The organism is Lutibacter sp. (assembly GCF_040883305.1).
Taxonomy (GTDB): Bacteria; Bacteroidota; Bacteroidia; order Flavobacteriales; family Flavobacteriaceae; genus Lutibacter.
Window position 1 is genome coordinate 1 of the sequence record NZ_JBFLKT010000150.1, and the last position, 3,032, is coordinate 3,032.

General features: G+C 29.8%; 3 protein-coding genes. 2 read left to right on the forward strand and 1 reads right to left on the reverse strand.

Translation table 11 applies throughout. The features are described 5' to 3' along the window. Positions 1–223 precede the first annotated feature (223 nt). On the reverse strand, positions 224–1,516 hold the full coding sequence (locus tag AB1Z17_RS04960) for an aminopeptidase P family protein (RefSeq protein ID WP_368050690.1): 1,293 nt from the start codon (positions 1,514–1,516) through the stop codon (positions 224–226). Between the two features lie 147 nt (positions 1,517–1,663). Between AB1Z17_RS04960 and AB1Z17_RS04965 the strand changes: the two genes are divergently transcribed. Together AB1Z17_RS04965 and AB1Z17_RS04970 are read left to right on the forward strand one after the other, a co-directional pair. After that, on the forward strand, positions 1,664–2,518 hold the full coding sequence (locus AB1Z17_RS04965) for a ChaN family lipoprotein (protein ID WP_368050691.1): 855 nt from the start codon (positions 1,664–1,666) through the stop codon (positions 2,516–2,518). Positions 2,519–2,694: 176 nt separating this feature from the next. Further along, positions 2,695–3,032: PAS domain S-box protein (locus AB1Z17_RS04970; protein WP_368050692.1), on the forward strand; the 338-nt coding region annotated here is incomplete at its 3' end.

The following is a 3,032-nucleotide window of genomic DNA, read 5'->3' on the forward strand; positions in this document are numbered from 1 at the left end:
TACCAAACGTTGAAATAAATTCTAAGACGTGTGAATTCAATTTTTTTACTTCAGATGTTAAAGGAACCTTTGAAATTTCTGTAGAAGGTTTTACCAAAAATGGAAATGCTATTTCTTTAAAAGAAGTATTTATAGTAGAATAATATATAATTAAAGAGCCAATAACTTCTATGCACAGAAACTATTGGCTCTTTTTTAAAATTGACTCAGTGTCTAACTAATATTAGCCATTCATTAAATCTTCAATTTCTTCAACAGTAATAGGAATAGCTTGCATTAAGTTAAAAGGTTCTCCTTTTTCTTGAATTACAACATCATCTTCAAGTCTAATTCCCATATTTTCTTCAGGAATATAAATTCCAGGTTCAACGGTAAATACCATATTAGCTTTCATAGGTGTTTTTAACGCACCATAATCGTGCGTGTCTAAACCTAAATGATGCGAAGTTCCGTGCATAAAATACTTTTTATATGCTGGCCAATTTGGATCTTCGTTTTGTACATCGGCTTTATCAAGTAGTTTTAATGATAACAATTCATTTGTCATTAATTTACCAACTTCTTTATGGTATTCAGCCCAATCTGTTCCTGGAACCAACATTTTTGTGGCTTCATCTTTAACACGGAAAACAGCATTGTAAACTGCTTTTTGTCTTTCAGTAAAACGTCCGTTTACTGGAATTGTACGTGTCATATCACTTGCATAGTTAGCATATTCGGCACCAACATCCATCAATATCATATCACCATCTTTACATTCTTTATTGTTTTCAATATAATGTAAAACACAGGCACTATAACCCGAACCAATTATTGGTGTATATGCAAACCCTTTAGAGCGATTTCTTAAAAATTCGTGCATATATTCAGCTTCAATTTCAAACTCCATAATGCCCGGCTTTACAAAAGGCAATACTCTTCTAAAGCCTTTGTTTGTAATATTGCAGGCAGTTTGTATAAGTTCAATTTCTTCAGGTTCTTTTACACCTCTAATGTTAAGCATTATTTGAGCGCTTTTTTCCCATTTATGTGCAGGAAAATCGGCTTTACATTTTTTTATAAATCTGTCTTCTCTAGATTCAATTACAACTGATTGTCTGTAATGTTCGTTTGTGTTAAAGTATACTGTTTCTGCTTCTGTCATTAAATCGTAAAAAACTTTATCAAATTCAGATAACCAATAAATTGTTTCAATTCCAGAAACTTTAGTAGCTTCTTCTTTAGAATATTTTGCACCATACCAGATTTCAATTAACTTACTTGTTTCAGTTAAAAATAAAATTTCTCTGTGTTTTGGATTTATTGCATCTGGAAAAAGAACTAAAATACTTTCTTCTTGATCTGCACCACTTAGATACAACAAATCGCTACTTTGTTTAAAAGGAAGTGTACTATCTGCACCCGTGGTAAAAGTATCATTAGAATTAAAAACCGCAATTGATTTTGGTTTCATTTGAGCGGTAAACTTAGCTCTGTTTTTTGTAAAAAGTTGATTGCTAATTGGAAGGTATTTCATTTTTAAGAATGTTTTAATATGTTATTTAAATCTTAATAAACGGAGTGATTTAAACTCACTTTTTTCATTATTAAGAAATAATTATAATAATTAGTAACAAAGTTATAAATTTGTTCAAAACCAACTGTTAAAAAACCAATAATATTTATGCGAAAACTAATAGTATTTCTACTAATAATTACATTTTCGGGTGTAATACAAGCACAAAACAAACCTGCATATAAATTATACAATGCAAAAGGCAACAAAGTGTCGTATAAAAAGATGCTTAAAAAAATGAGTAAAGCGGATGTGGTTTTATTTGGTGAACACCATAACAATCCTATTGTACATTGGTTACAATATGAAGCTACTAAAGATTTACATGCGCAAAGAAAATTAATTCTAGGAGCAGAAATGTTTGAAGCGGATAATCAAAATGAATTAAACGATTATTTAGCCGGAACAATAGACGCAAAAGCATTAGATACGTTGGCCAGATTGTGGAATAATTTTAAAACCGATTATAAACCTTTGGTAGATTTTGCAAGAGATAGTACCTTAAAATTTATTGCAACTAATATCCCTAGAAGATTTGCCAGTCAGGTTTTTAGAGGAGGTTTTGAAGTATTAGAAACACTTTCTGAAGAAGAAAAAAGTTGGATTGCGCCATTGCCAATTGCCTATGATGAAACATTGCCAGGTTATGTTAAAATGAAAGAAATGATGGGTGGTCACGGCGGTGATAATTTACCTAAAGCTCAGGCCGTTAAAGATGCAACAATGGGGTATTTTATAGTAGAAAATCACGAACCAAATTCACTATTTGTGCATTATAATGGTTCTTATCATTCAGACGATTATGAGGGAATTAATTGGTATTTAAAAAAAGGAAATAGCAACTTAAAAATTAGCACTGTAAGCGTAATTGAGCAAGAAAATATTAAAAAATTTAATAAAGAAAATAAATTAAAAGCTGATTTTATTATTGTTGTACCACCAACAATGACTAAAACATATTAGTTAAAATTAACAGTTTATTTTTAAATAATTTTCATCATTTTGTGCTGATTTTTTAGAAATAATTAGCTCAATTTCAGGTCAGTTTAACTAAGTTTCGTTTTTAGCTTAAAATTAATATTGAAGTTCATAAATTTTTAGTATTTTCGAAAATACTAAAAAACTAAAAAAATATACCATTGCCTAATTTATTTCATGAAAATGAATACGTTTTTAATGTGCTTTTTGAAGCCGTTTCAGAAAGTGTAATTGTTGTTGACCAAAATCAAACAATTGTTGCAAACAATACTGCTGCCGAAAATATATTTGGTTATGCTAAAGACGAACTTCAAAATCAACATTTGCATATTTTAATTCCTAAAAATTACCATGCAGGTCATGGAGCTCATTTTAATTCTTTTTATAAAAAATCTTCCACAAGACAAATGGGAGTTAATAGAGATTTGTATGGAGCTCATAAAAATGGGCATAAATTTCCAGTTGAGGTAGGATTAAATCCGTTCCAAATTAACGGAAA

Excerpts from the sequence above, each read along its gene's own strand:
- AB1Z17_RS04960 (WP_368050690.1), bottom strand. The coding sequence starts at position 1,516 with ATGAAATACCTTCCAATTAGCAATCAACTTTTTACAAAAAACAGAGCT.
- AB1Z17_RS04965 (WP_368050691.1), top strand. The coding sequence starts at position 1,664 with ATGCGAAAACTAATAGTATTTCTACTAATAATTACATTTTCGGGTGTA.